At 49.0% G+C, this 16,496-nt stretch carries 15 protein-coding genes and 1 tRNA gene; 8 read left to right on the top strand and 8 right to left on the bottom strand.

The window, feature by feature from the left end; all coding sequences use genetic code 11:
- Positions 1-62 precede the first annotated feature (62 nt).
- Both BTV99_RS05005 and BTV99_RS05000 read right to left on the bottom strand, forming a co-directional pair.
- On the bottom strand, positions 63-887 hold the full coding sequence (locus BTV99_RS05005; RefSeq protein WP_075101281.1) for a methyltransferase domain-containing protein: 825 nt from the start codon (positions 885-887) through the stop codon (positions 63-65).
- Positions 888-1,012: 125 nt separating this feature from the next.
- Complete coding sequence (locus tag BTV99_RS05000) at positions 1,013-2,254, bottom strand: 8-amino-7-oxononanoate synthase (protein ID WP_075101423.1); 1,242 nt, start codon at positions 2,252-2,254, stop codon at positions 1,013-1,015.
- Positions 2,255-2,671: 417 nt separating this feature from the next.
- Here BTV99_RS05000 and BTV99_RS04995 point away from each other — a divergent pair, with 417 nt between their 5' ends.
- From BTV99_RS04995 to BTV99_RS04980, 4 genes are all read left to right on the top strand, one after another.
- Positions 2,672-3,217: a porin family protein gene (locus tag BTV99_RS04995; protein ID WP_075101280.1), complete on the top strand. Its 546-nt coding sequence runs from the start codon at positions 2,672-2,674 to the stop codon at positions 3,215-3,217.
- A 175-nt stretch (positions 3,218-3,392) separates the two neighbouring features.
- Positions 3,393-3,947, top strand: a complete 555-nt coding sequence (locus BTV99_RS04990) for a porin family protein (RefSeq protein ID WP_075101279.1) — start codon at positions 3,393-3,395, stop codon at positions 3,945-3,947.
- A 232-nt stretch (positions 3,948-4,179) separates the two neighbouring features.
- Positions 4,180-4,677 carry an NfeD family protein gene (locus tag BTV99_RS04985; RefSeq protein ID WP_058025274.1) on the top strand — a complete coding sequence of 166 codons (498 nt, stop codon included), beginning with the start codon at positions 4,180-4,182 and terminating at the stop codon, positions 4,675-4,677.
- 39 nt (positions 4,678-4,716) lie between these two features.
- Entirely contained in the window at positions 4,717-5,577 is an 861-nt protein-coding gene (locus tag BTV99_RS04980; protein WP_075101278.1) for an SPFH domain-containing protein, read from the top strand.
- Between the two features lie 88 nt (positions 5,578-5,665).
- Here BTV99_RS04980 and hemN read toward each other — a convergent pair whose 3' ends face one another.
- Both hemN and BTV99_RS04970 read right to left on the bottom strand, forming a co-directional pair.
- The gene (gene hemN / locus BTV99_RS04975; protein ID WP_372046517.1) at positions 5,666-7,129 is read right to left on the bottom strand and encodes an oxygen-independent coproporphyrinogen III oxidase; all 1,464 of its coding nucleotides are present in this window, start codon (positions 7,127-7,129) and stop codon (positions 5,666-5,668) included.
- 351 nt (positions 7,130-7,480) lie between these two features.
- Positions 7,481-10,009, bottom strand: coding sequence for a penicillin acylase family protein (locus tag BTV99_RS04970; protein WP_075101276.1), 2,529 nt, complete (start codon positions 10,007-10,009; stop codon positions 7,481-7,483).
- Positions 10,010-10,303: 294 nt separating this feature from the next.
- Between BTV99_RS04970 and BTV99_RS04965 the strand changes: the two genes are divergently transcribed.
- Positions 10,304-11,872, top strand: coding sequence for a YifB family Mg chelatase-like AAA ATPase (locus tag BTV99_RS04965; RefSeq protein WP_075101275.1), 1,569 nt, complete (start codon positions 10,304-10,306; stop codon positions 11,870-11,872).
- 51 nt (positions 11,873-11,923) lie between these two features.
- Here the strand turns inward: BTV99_RS04965 and BTV99_RS04960 are convergent, their stop codons facing one another.
- Both BTV99_RS04960 and BTV99_RS04955 read right to left on the bottom strand, forming a co-directional pair.
- Complete coding sequence (locus BTV99_RS04960; RefSeq protein ID WP_075101274.1) at positions 11,924-12,607, bottom strand: phosphoglycolate phosphatase; 684 nt, start codon at positions 12,605-12,607, stop codon at positions 11,924-11,926.
- Positions 12,608-12,835: 228 nt separating this feature from the next.
- Positions 12,836-13,336, bottom strand: a complete 501-nt coding sequence (locus BTV99_RS04955; RefSeq protein ID WP_075101273.1) for a DUF4385 domain-containing protein — start codon at positions 13,334-13,336, stop codon at positions 12,836-12,838.
- Positions 13,337-13,526: 190 nt separating this feature from the next.
- Between BTV99_RS04955 and BTV99_RS04950 the strand changes: the two genes are divergently transcribed.
- On the top strand, positions 13,527-13,883 hold the full coding sequence (locus BTV99_RS04950) for a hypothetical protein (protein WP_075101272.1): 357 nt from the start codon (positions 13,527-13,529) through the stop codon (positions 13,881-13,883).
- Positions 13,884-13,966: 83 nt separating this feature from the next.
- On the opposite strand, the gene BTV99_RS04945 is transcribed toward BTV99_RS04950, so the two are convergent.
- Positions 13,967-14,042, bottom strand: a tRNA-Phe gene (locus BTV99_RS04945).
- Between the two features lie 134 nt (positions 14,043-14,176).
- Entirely contained in the window at positions 14,177-14,599 is a 423-nt protein-coding gene (locus tag BTV99_RS04940; RefSeq protein WP_075101271.1) for a hypothetical protein, read from the bottom strand.
- 399 nt (positions 14,600-14,998) lie between these two features.
- Here BTV99_RS04940 and hisB point away from each other — a divergent pair, with 399 nt between their 5' ends.
- Both hisB and hisH read left to right on the top strand, forming a co-directional pair.
- Entirely contained in the window at positions 14,999-15,658 is a 660-nt protein-coding gene (gene hisB / locus BTV99_RS04930; RefSeq protein ID WP_241900585.1) for an imidazoleglycerol-phosphate dehydratase HisB, read from the top strand.
- Between the two features lie 145 nt (positions 15,659-15,803).
- Positions 15,804-16,439 (top strand): imidazole glycerol phosphate synthase subunit HisH, encoded by a 636-nt coding sequence (hisH, locus tag BTV99_RS04925; protein WP_075101269.1) that lies wholly within the window; start codon positions 15,804-15,806, stop codon positions 16,437-16,439.
- The last annotated feature ends 57 nt before the right edge of the window (positions 16,440-16,496 follow it).

Below are 16,496 nucleotides of genomic sequence, written 5' to 3'. Positions count from 1 at the left end.
GCACCTTTCGAGGTGCGTTTTTTTATGGCAGTTACTCATTTGATCAACGACCGATATTTGGTTCAACGATCGATATTTGGTTCAATAAGCTGGGCACTAATAATCAGTGCTTCATAAGTGAGTATGACACCAGCGTCTCCCGCCTCGTCTATCGCCGAAAACTGCTGCCAGTAGCGCCGCTCAAATTGCTGTAAGCTCGATTTTTTCCAAATGAAAGCCACGCGCGGGCTGGCTTTGTTTTGCGTTTGATTGGTTGATACACCAGTGAGTTTCATATGTTTGAGTACCGCATAAGGACTAGAAAACGTCACATCAAAGCGCCGTGTCGATAGCGCAATATTGTCAAACCCAGCGTGATGCAATGCCAAGCGCCATTGCTGCATGTCAGGATAGTGAAGGCCTTGACCAGTCAGGGTTTTGATTTGCAAAAAATTATTAGGCGTAAAGGTGCTAAAGGCCAGTTGGCCACCTGCTTGGAGGCGAGAGGCAGAGTGGGCAACAAAGCTGAGAGGATCATCAAACCATTGCACAGCATTGGCGCTGACAATCAAACTATGCTCTCCTTTGAAGTCGATAGTTTCGGCGTCGCCGATGACGATCTGAGCATTCGGCAAAATGCCTTGCAGGGTAGCTGTTTGCTCCGCGCATAGCTCATTGATCAGCCAGCGCTGGCTTTGAATGTGCTCGGCCAATAGGCGGGTCATCTGACCTGTACCTGCGCCAATCTCTAAGACGCTGTCTTGCGTTCTTTTGGGGATGGTTGCCAGCAAGTCGCGACAGATTTTTTGCTGGATAGTGGCGTGCTCATCATAACGACTGGCATTGGCAAAATGGCGCGCGATGGTTTGCTTTCTGTGATCTAGCTTGAGTGCGGCTGAGTGTGTCATCTATGCTATTACATCCTATCTGTCGGCGAGCCATTTTTCCTAAACCATATCATCGTCTTTACCTGATCGTAAGGTACCTGTACGTCAGTCATCGCCAGTAGCGATTCAACCTATATTTAAGACAACTACAGTTGCTGAATTAACCGCTCACAGTCATCATAGGTCAGTTTGGCATTCATCACGAGACGAATGCGCGCGCTATTGGCAGGCACCGTAGGCGGCCTAATAGGCAGTGCATAAAACCCAGCGGCCTGTAGCTGCTGGGCTTTGGCCAGTGTGCGCGCATTATCGCCTAATATATAAGGGACGATAGGTGAGGTATAGGCGCTGCTGGCTGCGCTGGTAGAGTATTTGAGGGCAATGGCCTCGCTCAGCTCGGTAGACAGTAGCGCCAAATGCGTCCGTGCCGACGTCAAGCTTGGCATTTTGGCCAACACAAAACGTGTCCAAGCATGGTTGATGGGCGGCAATGCGGTACTAAAGATAAGTGAGCGCATGTGATTGACCAGCCAGCGCTTGATGGTTTCATCGCACATGATATAAGCGCCAACGGAAGCAAATGCCTTGCCAAAAGTACCAACCAAATAATCAATTTGCCCGAGTGTCTGCGTGTCTTCTGCCAGCCCAAGCCCTGTCTTACCTAAAACTCCGATGGCATGAGCCTCGTCAACATACAGCTCAATGCGCGCATCTTGGGCTTTTATTTGTACCAGCTGTTGTAAGTCTGCGCGATCACCATCCATACTAAACACGCTTTCGGTCACGATAATGATGCGCCTGATATCGTCATCAGCTTGCTCGATAAGCCGAGCCAGATGCGCGTAGTCATTATGACGATAACGGCGATAGCCAACGGTTTTGTTTTGGCTAAGGCGAAGCCCATCGATGATACTGGCGTGCACCAGTTTATCTGCTAACACCAGTGTTTTGATGGGTAAGGCGGTCAGCGCAGGCAAAATACCGATATTGGCATGGTAGCCGCTGTTAAATACCAACACAGATTTTGGCCTACTCAAATTGTTAGGACTATTAGAGGCATCTTCTTGACACACTGCCGTTTGATACCACGCTTGCATCTCAAGCTCTAATGCTTGTAACTGCGTGTCGTCTCCTGTGAGTAGCCGTGAGGAGGTGGCACTCATTTTAGGATAATGCGTGTCAGCCAACTGATCCATCTGCTCAAAAAACGCCCTTTGTAGCCTACCATCGCTGCCCAAACCCAGATAGTCATTACTGGCGATATTTAGTAAGCGTTTGCCTTGATAAACAACATAGCGCCCATCATGCGCCAGCGCCGGTATCTGTCGATACTGCTCATTTTTCTTTAACGTCTGTAGTGCTTGCTCCAGCTCGTCCTTGAGGGTCATCATCTATTTTTTCCTGTTATTTTGATTAAACAAAGCGATTTTTTGGCCCTTTTCGGTCTCTTTGTCCCTTGCGGCTAGGGCCTGTCTTTTATTCAAGCGATAATCGTCTAACTGGGTGAAACATGAGGATATGCTCGGTAAAACCTAGTGCTCAGACACACACGCTGCCTTCGCTTTCGGTGAAATAAGTAGGGATTATTGCACAAAAACGGAGGTTGTAACAAAAGATTTCATATCTTTGCCTTTGTAACCCACGCACTGATAAATACTTGCAAAACTTAACTCTCACACCATCAAACACTGACAGAGAGTTTGAAATAGTTTGTTACTATATATTCATCGTTAGCAAACAAGGCGATAAGGCCAAAAGCCTATATAAATAGATAACTTGTTTGTCACAATTTTAAGGAGCTTATCATGAATACTCTACAAAAAACCCTACTTGCGCTAGCTACTGGTTCATTGTTGACAGTCAGTGCTCAAGCTGCGACGACTTATAGTAACGGCTACACAGGCCAACCTTATATGGGTGTAAAAGTCGGTCAGTTTGACTTAGATATCGACAATGCTGATGACCCAACAGCTTACGGTATATACGGTGGCTATAACTTTGACCAAAACTTCGGTATCGAAGCAGAATATGTTGGCTCAGACGATGCTGACTACAGAAATGGTGACCTAGATGCCAAAACGTATGGTGCTTATGGTACGGCCCGCTACCAGTTTCCAAACACGGGCTTATACGCCAAAGGTAAACTAGGGGTAGCCAAAACTGAGGTCGAAGGCGACTACACGGTTGGTCCATTAAAAGTGTCAAACTCAACCAGTGATACTGGTATCGCAGGTGGCGTGGGCCTTGGTTATTCAGTGAACCCAAACTTTGGGGTTGAAGCCGAGTACGCCATGATGGATAGCGACGTCGATGCCAAACTATTAACAGTGGGCGCTCATTTAAAATTCTAAATCGATGATAAGATGACTAAAAGTCTACCGGATTAGAAATTTATAAGAGAAACACAGTCATACAATACAGTCATAAATAGTTATGCAGTCATTGAGAAACGACAGTTGTCTATCTCGTTTCTCAAACCAATACTCTATATAAGATTGACGAACTACACTATCTTAGGGGAATATTATGAAAACTTTACAAAAGACACTATTGGCTTTAGCGGCAGGTTCATTACTCACCGTAGGCGCGCAAGCGGCCGTCACTTATGGTAATGGTTACGCCGGTCAAGCTTACGTCGGTGCCAAAGTCGGTCAATTTGATCTAGACGTCAATGGTGCTGATGATCCAACGGCTTATGGTATCTATGGGGGTTATAACTTTGATCCTAACTTTGGTATCGAAGCTGAGTACGTCGGCTCAGATGATGCAGATTATCGCGGTGGTGATATTGATGCTAAGTCTTATGGCGCTTATGGTACTTACCGCTATCAGTTCCCAAATACAGGGTTATATGCCAAAGGTAAATTAGGTGTGGCAAAAACTGAGATAGAAGGGGACTACACGCGCAGTATCGGCGATACTGAAATCAGAACGGAGACGTATTCGGACAGTGATACGAGCCTAGCTGGCGGTGTTGGTCTTGGTTATTCAGTAAATCCTAACTTTAGCGTTGAAGCTGAATACGACAAGCTGGGAAGTGATGCTGATCTAATGACTGTTGGCGCTCAGCTAAAGTTCTAAGACATTGATTGATTACAATTTATATTTATATATCAGACAAAAAACGATCGCTTTGGCGGTCGTTTTTTTATGTGGCAAAGATTATTCGGCGCTTTTTGATTTCATCTAAGGTATGGGCGCTGTGTTATGAGTGGTGTATATTGATGATTTTTAAGAGGTTATAAACGCTCAAAGTATGCTACATTGAAAGCTAGGATAGCAAGCTAGGATGATTCAGACAGGGTGGGTGGCAATGATGGAGATGTTTTTGATGATTGAGCCTTGGCATTGGTTGGTACTGGGCTTTTTGTTGCTGATTGTTGAGATGTTTGTGCCGACATTCGCCAGCCTGTGGTTTGGTGCCGCTGCCATTATTGTCGCAGCATTGGCTTGGCTCTTGCCGATTTCTCTTTTTGTGCAAGTTGTCATTTGGTTGGTGCTGTCGGCGGTGTTTTTAGTGGCATGGTTTAAGTTTATCAAACCTTTATCAGTGGACCGTACCAAAGCTGGATTGGGCGGGGGTGTCATCGTGGGTGAGACAGGAATGATTGTGCTATCACCGCAGCCCGAGCGCGCAGGTATCGTGCGCTTTAGTGTCCCTATCGTTGGCGCGGCAGAGTGGATGTGCCGCACCACAGGAGAGGAGATTGCAGTTGGTGAGCGGGTGGTGGTGACAGATATCGTGGGCAATGAGCTGATCGTCAGAAGTATGCAGTCGCCTACGCTGAGCCAAAAAAATAGGCAAGTTTGACTGCCAGTCAAATACAATTATCAATTATAGGGATGAATTATGGAAAGCTTTAGCATTGTGATGGTGGTGTTGATTGCGCTGGTAGTCTTTACCGTGTTTAAAGGGGTGCGTATCGTACCGCAAGGTTATAAGTGGGTGGTGCAGCGACTGGGTAAATATAGCCAAACGCTAGAGCCTGGTCTCAATCTTATTATCCCTTATGTCGATGACGTCGCGTATAAAGTCACCACCAAAGACATCGTACTCGATATTCCATCACAAGAAGTCATCACCCGTGATAACGTGGTAATCATCGCCAACGCGGTGGCGTATATCAATATCGTCCGCCCCGATAAGGCGGTCTATGGTATCGAAGATTATGAGTATGGTATCCGTAATCTGGTACAGACTTCCCTGCGCTCGATCATCGGTGAGATGGATTTGGATAACGCACTATCTAGTCGTGAGGAGATTAAAACCAAGCTCAAGCACGCCATCTCAGAAGACATCGCTGATTGGGGTATCACACTCAAAACAGTCGAGATTCAAGATATCAACCCCTCAGATACGATGCAAGCATCAATGGAAGAGCAGGCCGCAGCAGAGCGCCTGCGCCGTGCGACAGTGACGCGTGCCGATGGACAAAAACAAGCCGCTATTTTAGAAGCAGATGGTCGCCTAGAAGCCTCACGTCGTGACGCTGAAGCACAAGTGGTGCTGGCCAAAGGCTCTGAGGAGTCCATTCGTCTGATTACTGCCGCGATGGGCGATGAAGAGATGCCGATTGTTTATCTGCTCGGTGAGCAATACATCAAGTCGATACGTCAGCTTGCAGAGTCTGATAACTCAAAAATGGTGGTACTGCCTGCCGACATCTTGAGCACGGTCAAAGGTATGGTCGGCGACAAGTTTAAGGTGTAACAACGCTACGGTTGAGCGCTCATATTGACATAACAAAAGACCTCAAAAACGAGGTCTTTTTTGTGCATAAAGTATTTTTTAAAGTACGTTAAATCACTTTAGAAAAGCGGTTTTTGTGCTTTTTGTCTAAATATTCATCAAACACCATGGCGACGTTGCGAGCGAGTAGGCGGCCTTTTGGCAGCACACGGATACCAGCGACATCCATATCGATCAGTCTGTCCTCTTGCATCGCGCCTAACTGCGCAATCTCATCAATAAAATAGGTGATGGCATCGATACCAAATTTTTGATTGACGTCTTTAAAGTCGATGTAGTCGTGACACAGCAAATTCATGATCACATACTCGCGCAAGCGATCTTTGATAGAGGTTTTGATCACTTTGACCGCAGGCATGATGGCCAGATTGTGCTGCGCGGCATCGATGGTGGCTTGATAAGCTTGCAGGTCGGTATCGTTTTGCAAGATATAGCGGCTATTGGCATTGGCGATTTGACTGATCGATGAGACCCCAAAGCCGAGCAAATCACAGTCGCCCATGATGGTATAGCCCTGAAAATTGCGATGCAATTTACCCTCGCGCTGTGCCACAGCCAGCTCGTCATCGGGCTTGGCAAAGTGGTCAATGCCGATGTATTGATAGCCTGTCTCGGTGAGCGTGTTAATGGTATTGCCCAGCATGGTCAGTTTGGCCGCAGGGCTAGGTAAATCCGCTTCTTTGATTTGACGCTGGGCTTTAAAGCGCTCTGGCAGATGCGCGTAGTTAAACACCGACAGCCGGTCGGGTGCCATCTCGATGATGCGACGTACGGTTTGCTCCAATGTCTCAGGCGTTTGATGCGGCAGACCGTAGATCAGATCGATATTGATAGAATGAAAACCCAATTCGCGTGCTTCAGTAAGTACGTTTTCGATCAATTCCGCTGAATGCACGCGGTTGACGGCGATTTGGACGCTCTCGTCTAAGTCTTGTACCCCTAAGCTGATGCGGTTAAAGCCCAGATCGCGTAGGACCTTGAGGGTGTTGCCGCTCAGCTCACGCGGATCAATCTCGATAGAGTAGTCGCCTTCATCATCACTCAAAAACTCAAACTGCGTCTGTAAAAACTGCCAGAGCTGAACCATTTCCTCATCACGCAAAAAAGTTGGCGTGCCGCCGCCTAGGTGTAGCTGCTTGACGACAGGCTTGCTACTGCCCTCTGGCGCCGACAACAAGCGGCGCTTATGCGTAATCTCTTTGATTAAGTATTGTAGATAGTCGCCTGAGTCGCTGTTTTTTTTGGTGATGATTTTATTGCAAGCGCAGTAATAGCAAAGGTGGCGACAAAACGGAATGTGAAAGTATAAAGACAGCGGCGCTCTCGCTTCGCGATTTTTTAGAATTTTGGTCTCTAACTCTACTGGTATCGGGGTAAACTCCAGCGCTGTTGGATAAGAGGTATAACGTGGCCCTGAGCGATTGTATTTTTGGATCATCGTTTCATCAAACGCTGGCAGCTGTTTGCTGGTGATACTGCCGCGCGTACTGGCATATGGGTTGTCAGGCTGCATGACAGGGCGCGTGGTCGTCGGCTGCTCGTCAGCGCGGTTGTAGGGCTGCTGAGTATCTGGTTGTGAGTATTCTGTCATACGGCATTCCTCGGGTTGACCATACAGGCTGCGGTTTTGGGTGTTGCTTTTGGTTGTATAGAGATGATGGATTTACTGCCGTTAGTATAACAAATCCCTACCAGTAGTGGGGAGACGACTTATAGCAGAGGGGTAAGGACTTGGATGTGGAGAGGTAATAGTGGGGGGTTAAAGGCTTAGAATTGCTACGCTCTTGAAACGGCGCGCTCAGCAGAAAAAAGACCTCAGCGGTGTGATCTGAGGTCTTTTGATAAGGTTAAATAGCAGTTGGTTTTACTCGGTTAATTGCAGCGTATCGTCCACCGCTTGAGCTGCAATCTCACCAGTACTAAACGGCAGGCGAATCCAGTCTTTTGCAGCGTAACGCCGCGTCTGGTCACGGTGATAAGGGCGCGTGCTATCCGCGGATTGCGAATACGCCAGTAAGGCGTTGACCACAGGGCCTTTGTCATCAAACGTCACCGCTTGCATATATGTCGGGCCGTTATTGATAAAGGCATACTCGCTGGCATCGGCGTTTGGTGCTGGGCCGCGCGCTACGTTAAAGACGCCTTCACGTCCTTGGCCGCCATGCATCGGAATACGCTCGTTGTTTTTGCTGGCATCAAGGGTGTATTGTAGCTCACCCAATGTGGCATCGAGCGCCACGCCATTGTTTTGAAAATAGGCAATCGCATCTGCCAAGGCGGTACGAGTGCCCGCTGTGATTTTAAGATCGCGCGGTGTGTTGATAGGGTCAGACTCATCAAACGGCACAGCAAAGGCATCATCAGTGGTTTCGGTAAAGTCGACATTGCGCCAAAACTCTCTAAAGACATGAGCGCCCCTACTGTCTAAGTTATTACGGCGGTCCCAATTGCTCAGCACTGTGCAGGCTTGGGTCGCGTCGATACTGCCACCGCTCGATAACGTCAGCACCGGATTGGCGGCGCAGTCAGCGAGGACATCGTCAAGCACTAGCTCCGCGACATAACTGCGGTTGCCATAGACCACTTGTTGGAGGTTTTCTAGAGTAAAGGTGTCGCCGCCTAACCCATCTGAGTTGTCCAAACGATCAAATATCTGCTGAAAACCCATACGCGTGCGCATCAATAATGGTACGCCATCTGGTGGATTGGCCGAGATAAAGGGGGCTAAGCGCCGACGCAGTAGTGGTGAAAAATCGGTCAATGGCTGATTTGGATTGCTAAACCAATAGCTGTCATTAGAGTTGGCCACATAATCATCACGTATCAAAAAAGGTAGGTTTGATGCGCCAAAAATCCCAGCTTGCGGCGAATCTGCATCATTGCCCCATTCACAAGCGGCCTTACTACCATTGAGCGCGGGTAAATCAAAACTGACAATGCCTTGTAAAAACGGCTGTCCTGCGATGCAGCTCTTTAGCTTGTCTGCGGTCACATGAGGGACGGTTGAGATATCAGCGTACAAGGCTTTGCCATGTCTATCCGCAGCGATGGTATTGACAAATCCAAGCCCGACGGTGTCTTGCATACGCTCTTTTAAATCTTCGACGCTATCGGCTTTATTCATACTAAGCCATTGGTTAAGTGAGCGCGGGTTTTCTGAGGCAGCATCACGAATGGTAAAGGCCAGATTGTTACTGCCCCATGCTGGCAGGAGACCATTGACGGTGTTGACCGCGAGCATCGGGCCATAGTGCGACAGATAAATGGGCTGAGTCAGGCTGCCGTTGTCAGGCAGCTGGATCGTCACATCGACTTTTTTGATGTCGCGCTCCTCGACAGCGCCTTCAGTGTTTTCATAGGTATATTTCATCGGATCGCCATCGACTAGGTTAAGCTGATAGAGCGTAAAGCGTTTGGCGGTAGAGACGGTATGGCTCCAAGCGACGTCTTTATTAAACCCAATATTGGGAAATGGCTGACCTTGCTGAGCGGCACCCATGACGTCTAGCTCGCCTGGCAAGGTGAGATGAAATTGATAAAAACGCTGTACGCCATCCCAAGGCTCGTGCGGATTGCCATAGAGAATGCCGCGCTGGGTGCCGGTGACCTCACTGCCCAAGGCATAAGCATTACTGCCGCCATCCATCACATTGATGGTGGTCATATCAAAATCAAAGCCCGCCGCCAGCTCTGATGCTGAGGCCGATGAAGATGAGGATGAAGAGGAGTATAGCGATGTCTCTGATGCCGCACCTGAGCTGGTAGGCAGCCTACGGCTCGTCATAGCTGTATCTACTGCAGGCGGGGCTGCTGCGACGATGGGCGCAACAAAATTGGCAAGACCGCCGCGCAAGTTGGCCTTGCCATAAAGTGCGAGCAAGTCATCGGTATCGATTTCTTGTACCCATGGCGCGCCTGCACACTCAGGGTCGATGTTGTCCACCCCTGTATCGCGCAAGTAGCGGCTATAGCCTGCCGCATAGCCTGCTACGGCATCAAGTACTTCTGGCTGTTGGGCGGTCAAAAACTGCTGGCGTTTGGCAGGCGAGTTGTACCAGGTATAAAACACATCGCTGGTGACATCACCGTCCTCGCCCAGATAGAGCATGCTCTGACCACGAGCAACCACGATTTCGCGGGCCAGCGAGCAGATGTTGTCTTCGGCAAAGGCATAACCAACGCCGTATCCTAGGCTTTTATAGTCTTTTGCGGTGATATGCGGGATGCCAAACTCGGTGCGCTGAATGTCCACCTCGTAGGTGGTCGTGGGCTGGGCGGTATCAGCGTTATTAAAACTATTGTCACTATCCGAACAACCGAATAGAGCTAAGGAGACGGCCACTGTCAGTAGCGTAAGGGTCGGCACACGCCGATTAAGCGCATTGATGCTCATAACTTATCCATCCTTGGTTGGTTAAAAAAAGCGTGGTACATAAAGCTCGACTCAGCCGGCTTTATGAGGCAATAACATCCTTTTATTGCTCATGCGTTTAAGACTAGGGTTGAGATTAAGACGCATCTATTCATCATATAACAATATAGAAGCGTGATGCTAGCGCTTACGCCTTATTTAATGCATCGGTATGAAGTGACATTAAAATTGAAAATAAAGCGAGTGAAACACGACATTTGCGCACTGATAAATAATGTTTTATTATCGATTGATTCCCTATATTAGGAAGTACTGATGTCGTTTGCCCAAGTCTATACCCGCTCAGTCGTCGGACTGCATGCCCCCAAGGTCATCATTGAGGTGCATTTATCGCAAGGCTTGCCTGCACTCACCATCGTGGGTTTGCCAGAAGCGGCCGTCCGTGAGAGTAAGGATCGCGTACGCTCCGCCATCTTAAACTCGGGCTTTCAGTTTCCCAATCGTCGTCTGACCATCAACCTAGCGCCAGCTGACCTGCCAAAAGATGGCGCGCGGCTGGATTTGCCGATTGCGATCGGTATCTTAGCGGCGAGTGGTCAGCTCGAGCCTGAGGGTTTGTCCGCGTTTGAGTTTATCGGCGAGCTGGCGCTAAATGGCGAGCTGCGCCAAGTCAGCGGCAGTCTGGCAGTAGCACGGGCGATAAAAGCAGAGGGGGTAACGGCGCGGTTAGGGCAAATGACAACGACAGCTGACCCAAAAGGCTGCGCGCAAAAACTACCGCAGTTGATCGTGCCCATGGACAATGGTGCTGAGGCCAGCCGCGTCGAGGGTGTAGATGTATTGGCCGCCGAAAGCTTGCAGGCAGTGTGTGAGCACTTACAGTCACTGACTGACCCAAGCGCGACCTCTCAGTGTTTGCCCATTGTCACGCCCAGTACCGTGCAGCGGCATGTCGGCTATCAGGTAGATTTGGCTGATGTCAAAGGCCAGCATCATGCCAGACGGGCATTAGAGATTGCGGCAGCAGGCGGTCATTCGTTACTGTTTACAGGGCCACCTGGCTCTGGCAAGACGTTGATGGCATCGAGATTGCCGACCATCTTGCCAGATTTGAGTGATGAGGAGGCGCTGGAGGTAGCCAGCACTTACTCGGTGGCAGACAGTGATTATGATTATGGTACACGGCCCTTTCGTCAAGTGCATCACACCATATCGGCGGTGGCACTGGTGGGCGGTGGCTCACGTCCGAAACCTGGTGAAATAACACTTGCTGATAAGGGGGTTTTATTTCTCGATGAGCTGCCAGAGTTTGATCGTACGGTGCTCGAGGTCTTGCGTCAGCCGTTGGAAGCCAAGCAAATCACTATCAGCCGTGCCAACTCACAAATGACCTTTCCGGCCAGCTTTCAGCTAGTAGCGGCGATGAACCCTTGCCCATGTGGCTATGATGGTGATGGCTCGGGGCGCTGCCGCTGTCGACCTGAGCAGATCAAGCGCTATCAAGACAAACTCTCAGGGCCGCTACTCGATCGTATTGATTTGCACATCACTGTACCTGCACTACCCATCGCAGACTTGCAGAGCGCGCAGACAGGCGAAACCTCCGCCCAAGTCCGCGAGCGTGTCGCCGCCGCGCATCAACGTCAAATAACGCGGCAACACAAGGTCAATAATGCACTGAGCCCAAGCGAGATCGATAAGTATGTGCCACTGGGCGAGGGCGAGCAGCAACTGTTGCAGTTGGCTCAGCAGCGACTTAATTTATCGGCGCGTGGCTATCATAGAGTCTTACGCGTTGCTCGCACCATTGCCGATCTTGCCGCTAGTCAGGATGTCACCAGCGCTCATTTGTCCGAGGCGCTCAGCTATCGAGGCAAAGCATAACAGCAAATCAGGATCGCTTAAGTTAAAGTCTTATAGGCTGTGTTTTATTGCTTACGCATCGTTTTGCAAGATCCATTGCACCAAGGCGGCAAAGTCATCGAATGCATGGGTGGGATTTAGCTTACGAATATCTTGTCCATAGTTGTAGCCATAAGACAGCCCCAGCGTGTCCATACCGGCGTTTTGGCCGGCCAAGATATCATTTCTAGAGTCGCCTATCATGATGGCTTGTGCTGGCGTGACGCCCAGCGTTTGGCAGACATGTAGCAGCGGCGCGGCATCTGGTTTTTTTTGCGGTAAGCTATCGCCGCCGAGCACGGCACTAAACAGCTCTTGCCAGCCGAAAGACTGTAAGATTTTTGGGACAAAACCAATGGGCTTGTTGGTGACCAAAGCCAGTGTGTAGCCCGCTGCTCTTAGTTGTTTGAGACCATCATCGACGTCTGGATAGGCGACCGTTTTGCTACCGCTAATGTCTTTATAAGCCGTAAAAAACACCGCTTCGGCGTGATCTAGAGTGTCTGTATTCAGCTCGTCTTCTAGCACCTCTATTTTGCCGACCAAGGCACGTGCCACCAGCATGCGTGAGCCGTTGCCGACCCAATTACGTATGGTAGCAATAGGGTAGGTGTCTTTGCCAAGTGTTCTCAGCATGGCGTTTACGGCATCGGCCAAGTCTGGTACGCTATCGATGAGCGTACCATCAAAATCAAAAATCAACAGTTGCTTATCCATTATTCCTCTCGGTTTCGTGTTGCTATAGCGAATTTAAGATAGCTTCGATGTCAAACAATACCAAACAATGTAAGGCAAGGCAGGCAAGCGACAGTGTGCAATGAGTTGGGGCACTGCAAGCGAGCCAAGCGCTGTATTGATTTTATGCAAGGATAGCTATCTTAATCGTCTGTGCTACCATAGCACAGCTAAGCTTTTGCACCCACTGTTATGCAGGCTTGAATATCGCTAGTCGACATCTTTATAGCGCTCGCGGTGTGCTTTTTTCATTTTTAGATAGGTGTCATTTTTACGGCACGCGTCCCATTTTTGCTTAAAAATACGAGCGGACTCTGCTTTGATAGGGTCCTCTTGCTGCCGCGGTAACTCTTCGCGGCCATGCGCGCCGCTTTGGCCTTTTTTATCGTCAGGTACCGGCCCTTTGTATTTTTTGCCGCCCTTGTGATTGGCGTAGCGCCGCGCGCGTGTGTAGCCCATTTGGATAAACTTGCGCGCCATGTCAGCACCGACAAAATCATCCTTCGCCAAGTAATCCAAAAACATCTGATAAATCGTTTCGCTGCTTTGCTTGGCAACCTCAGGAGTGGCAAAGCGCCAGTATGGCAAAATCTCAGACTTATAAGGCTCGACCAACAGCACTCCTTGCTCGCCGCGCCCGACTCGGTATAGCTCAGGCTGCGCGCGCAGGTCTAGGTTTTTATAATCTAAGTCATAATCAAACTCTCGCATCGTGTGCCCTTATCCTTTGTATGATGTTTACGGCTACTATCGAGTATACTGAGCGCAGCTGTCTAAAAAACAGCGCAAAAGTGTTATACAACCGTGACAGTGAGCGATTACTATATGAGTCACCGCTGCTGGCTTTATCGCTAAGGCCAGCATTAGATAGCGTTTGATGATTACTAAGTAGGTCAAAACCATGACAATAAAACGTATAAAACCATGTGGCATCACCTCGATTTTATTTTCAAAATACAGGTTGGGTGTCGCGGCGCTACTCATCAGTGTACTCAGTACCACTGCGGCATATGGCGCGTGGTTTGAGCGTTTTATCCCGCAGGGTGAGACCTATACCGTACGAGAGATAGACCGTGACTTGGCCTTTGTGATTGATGGTTTTATCTATGATGCGCGCACGTCGTGTTTTTTGGCGGTGGGGGATCGGGTGGTGTTTTTTGAGGGGCGTCATGGTATTGATTACCGCGCCACGGTGTATGATTTGGATTCGCGCGAGCGCTGTGAGCTGTTATTGCGTGGTAGGCTATACCAGCGTTAAGTGAGTATTAATCCATAAAAATCAGCCATAAAAAAACCCCAAACATTTCTCAATGTTTGGGGTTTTAGAATCTAGTAAACGAATGGTGGCTCGAGGCAGGATCGAACTGCCGACACACGGATTTTCAATCCGTTGCTCTACCTACTGAGCTATCGAGCCGTCTTCGTTGAGGCGCTATTAAACTAAATATCGCCGCTGCTGTCAAGGGGTTTTTGCATTATATGTGATAAAAGTCTCTATATCCGTCAATATAAGCGAAATAATCGGGTTTTGTCTTGATATAAGTGATTGGTTTAGTCTTTAACGCGCAGCAGCTCATATTCGCTCATGATACGATGAATAGCATCATCGGCAGGGACGAACTCTCGCACGCCTTTTTTGATCTCGGCATCATAGACCAGCTTGATAAACTTGGCATCAATCGCGCGTTTGCGGTTTTCTGGATGTACGGTGAGGTACTGCAGGCGTTTGGCATTGGTTTGCCCGTCGTCGAAGCAAGCCACCGCAGCGATGGGCTTATCATTAAACATACCGACGTATAGATATTGCCCACGGCTAAATCCTTGCTCAACGAGCCGAAGCACCTCTGCACCACTAGGCTGGGTTTCATCGCTGTCATATAGTGCCGCCAAGCGCTCGGCCAGCTCATTGTCGCGTGCAGGTTTTTTGATCAGCGGGGCGTCTAAGCGGTTGATGGCAATGGCTTCTAAAGGCATGGCAGTTGTTCCTATCAAAAATGGAATATTATAAGTAGACAGTGATAAGGTCAGGTCGGTATAAATAAGATAGCACGCGGCATCACAGCGTCACAGCATTGATGATTGATAAAACTCAATGCACTATTTTAGCAGAATACGCAGATTTTGTGCGTGGTTTGGCGCTTGGTCGTGGCGGTCGTGGTTAGGGTTTGCTATGATGCAGGTAGGTCGCGTATTGTCTCTGGCAGACAGACTGCATTTAGCCCATGCGCGCCAGCCATATTTTAGTCTTATTAATCTTTTGTATTTGACAGACTTTGTTGACACCGCTCGCAACGTACGAGTGTTTATTGGACGTTTGTCGTCCTATTTTATTGAGCACATTTTATTGACCGCTTTTATTGATAGAGAGTAGCCATGACCGCCAATTCGACCACCCATACCCCTGAACAATCCCTGCCACAAACCCCAAACCTACATGGCCGTCCAGCGCGCACCGCCACCGTCGAGCGCAATACCGCTGAGACCCAAGTCAAATGTACGGTCAATCTCGATGGCACCGGTCAAGGCGTCGTCGACACAGGGGTGCCGTTTTTGGATCATATGATCGATCAAATCAAGCGTCATGGCTTGTTTGACTTAGATATCAAATGCACAGGCGATACCTATATCGATGACCATCACAGCGTCGAGGACACAGGTATCACCCTTGGGCAGGCATTTGCCAAAGCGCTCGGCGACAAAAAAGGCATTCGTCGTTATGGGCATTTTTATGCGCCGCTCGATGAGTCATTGACTCGCGCGGTCGTCGATCTCTCAGGGCGTCCAGGCCTGCATATGGATATTCCATTTACCCGCTCACATGTCGGCAAGTTCGATGTCGATCTGTTTAGCGAATTCTTTTACGGCTTTGTCAACCACTCATGGATGACCGTGCATTTGGACAATCTTAAAGGCAAAAACAGCCATCACCAAATCGAGTCGACCTTTAAAGCCTTTGCTCGCGCCCTGCGTATGGCCTGTGAATATGATGAGCGTGCGTTGAATACGCTACCGTCGACCAAAGAGGCGTTTTAAGGGTAGGTGCGGTGCTGCTACGGTCACAGCCGCGCTTACTACACTGCTTGTACCGTTGGCGCTATTGCTCGTAGCAGGATTTTATCTGTACCTCATCCGCTGTTATCAAATATAATAAAAACGATTCAAAAATGAGAACCAATCAATGACCAAAATCGCCTTATTAGATTACGGCATGGGCAATTTGCACTCAGCTGGCAAAGCATTGTCAGCGGTAGGGGCAGACATCTCTATCACCAATGACCCAAAAGTCGTCGCTGCTGCCGACAAAATCGTCTTCCCCGGTGTCGGTGCCATGCGCGATTGTATGGCTGGTATGGCCGCTGCGGGTATCGATGATGTCGTACGCGACGCGATCTTTAACAAACCCGTGATGGCCATTTGTGTCGGTATGCAAGCGCTGTTTGAGCAATCGGCAGAGAATGGCGGCACAAATTGCCTAGGCATCCTAAATGGTAGCGTAGAAGCCTTTGATCCGGCGTGGACAGACGAGCAAGGCGCGACGATTAAAGTGCCGCACATGGGCTGGAATACCATTAGCGGTATGGACTTTCACCATCCATTGTGGCGCGGTATCGATGACCATGCGTATTTTTATTTTGTGCACAGTTATTACTGCGCGCCTGCCAACAGCGCACAAGTGGCCGCTGTCTGCGACTATGGCCAGCCGTTTTGTGCCAGCGTGATCCAAGACAACTTGTTTGCCACCCAGTTTCACCCCGAAAAAAGCCACACCGCAGGCTTGCAGCTATTAAAAAACTTTGTGGAGTGGGATATATAGCCTGACAACGCTGTCTTTTTCATCAGTAGTCACGCTGAACAGATATTAGTTTGAAAG

Source organism: Psychrobacter sp. Rd 27.2 (genome assembly GCF_001921755.1).
GTDB classification, from domain to species: domain Bacteria; phylum Pseudomonadota; class Gammaproteobacteria; order Pseudomonadales; family Moraxellaceae; genus Psychrobacter; species Psychrobacter celer.
This window is presented reverse-complemented; position numbering and strand designations above follow the sequence as displayed.

Bases quoted from the DNA above. Each gene is read 5' to 3' on its own strand.
- BTV99_RS05005 (WP_075101281.1), bottom strand. From the start codon at position 887: ATGACACACTCAGCCGCACTCAAGCTAGATCACAGAAAGCAAACCATC.
- BTV99_RS05000 (WP_075101423.1), bottom strand. From the start codon at position 2,254: ATGACCCTCAAGGACGAGCTGGAGCAAGCACTACAGACGTTAAAGAAA.
- BTV99_RS04995 (WP_075101280.1), top strand. From the start codon at position 2,672: ATGAATACTCTACAAAAAACCCTACTTGCGCTAGCTACTGGTTCATTG.
- BTV99_RS04990 (WP_075101279.1), top strand. From the start codon at position 3,393: ATGAAAACTTTACAAAAGACACTATTGGCTTTAGCGGCAGGTTCATTA.
- BTV99_RS04985 (WP_058025274.1), top strand. From the start codon at position 4,180: ATGATGGAGATGTTTTTGATGATTGAGCCTTGGCATTGGTTGGTACTG.
- BTV99_RS04980 (WP_075101278.1), top strand. From the start codon at position 4,717: ATGGAAAGCTTTAGCATTGTGATGGTGGTGTTGATTGCGCTGGTAGTC.
- hemN (WP_372046517.1), bottom strand. From the start codon at position 7,129: ATGCAGCCTGACAACCCATATGCCAGTACGCGCGGCAGTATCACCAGC.
- BTV99_RS04970 (WP_075101276.1), bottom strand. From the start codon at position 10,009: ATGAGCATCAATGCGCTTAATCGGCGTGTGCCGACCCTTACGCTACTG.
- BTV99_RS04965 (WP_075101275.1), top strand. From the start codon at position 10,304: ATGTCGTTTGCCCAAGTCTATACCCGCTCAGTCGTCGGACTGCATGCC.
- BTV99_RS04960 (WP_075101274.1), bottom strand. From the start codon at position 12,607: ATGGATAAGCAACTGTTGATTTTTGATTTTGATGGTACGCTCATCGAT.
- BTV99_RS04955 (WP_075101273.1), bottom strand. From the start codon at position 13,336: ATGCGAGAGTTTGATTATGACTTAGATTATAAAAACCTAGACCTGCGC.
- BTV99_RS04950 (WP_075101272.1), top strand. From the start codon at position 13,527: ATGACAATAAAACGTATAAAACCATGTGGCATCACCTCGATTTTATTT.
- BTV99_RS04940 (WP_075101271.1), bottom strand. From the start codon at position 14,599: ATGCCTTTAGAAGCCATTGCCATCAACCGCTTAGACGCCCCGCTGATC.
- hisB (WP_241900585.1), top strand. From the start codon at position 14,999: ATGACCGCCAATTCGACCACCCATACCCCTGAACAATCCCTGCCACAA.
- hisH (WP_075101269.1), top strand. From the start codon at position 15,804: ATGACCAAAATCGCCTTATTAGATTACGGCATGGGCAATTTGCACTCA.